This window comes from Streptomyces sp. P5F9 (assembly GCF_057961495.1).
Map to the genome: position 1 here is coordinate 1 of NZ_JBXVPZ010000999.1, position 828 is coordinate 828.

Genomic DNA, 828 nt, shown 5'->3' on the forward strand with positions numbered 1-828 from the left:
GGCAGGGGCAGAAGGGGGCTCGTGCGCGGCGGCCGCGGCCCGTCGTCAACCGGGACAACGCCGGCTTCTGGGAGGGCGTGGAGCGCCATCAACTCCTCATCCAGCGCTGCACGAACTGTGGGACGCTGCGCCACCCCTGGCTGCCGGGCTGCAACGCCTGCGGGGGCCTGGACTGGGACACGGTGGAGGCGAGCGGGGAGGGGACGGTCTATTCGTACGTGGTGATGCACCACCCGCCTTTCCCTGCCTTCACGCAATCCGATCATGCCGCTGACGCGGCGGGTCCGTACGCGGTCGGGTTGATCGAACTCGCCGAGGGCGTGCGGATCGTGAGCAACGTGGTGGGAGTGCCGTACGACAAGGTGCGTATCGGGCTGCCGGTACGGCTGGAATTCCGGCGGTACGACGAACCTCAGGGACTTGGCGACGAGGACGGGCCGCTGGTGCTCCCTGTCTTCCGGGTCCAGGAAGGCCGAGAGGGCGAGGTGGGCTGACATGGACTTCACGCCCACGGAGGAGCAGGCGGCAGCCCGTGATCTGGCCGCCCGGATCTTCGGCGACCTCGCCACACCCGAGCGGCTCACGGCGGCCGGGACGGACAGCGATCCCGAGCTGTGGAAGGCCCTGTGCGCGGCCGGACTGGTCGGCGCCGTCGAGGAGTTGGGCCTGCTCGGCCTCGTGCTCCTCCTGGAGGAACAGGGTCGGACGACGGCCCAGGTGCCCTTCGCGTCGACCTGCGTGTACGGGCTGCTGGCGGTGGCTGCGCATGGCTCCCCTGAGCAGCGGGAGCGGTTGTTGCCGGGGATCGGGGACGGGTCGGTGGTGGTG

2 protein-coding genes are annotated in these 828 nt (G+C 70.5%); both read left to right on the forward strand.

What is annotated here, in order from left to right:
• A partial coding sequence (locus tag AC31A1_RS52060) for a Zn-ribbon domain-containing OB-fold protein (protein WP_489660018.1) occupies nt 1-494 on the forward strand: 494 nt, incomplete at its 5' end.
• Between the two features lies 1 nt (nt 495).
• Nucleotides 496-828: acyl-CoA dehydrogenase family protein (locus AC31A1_RS52065; protein ID WP_489660019.1), on the forward strand; the 333-nt coding region annotated here is incomplete at its 3' end.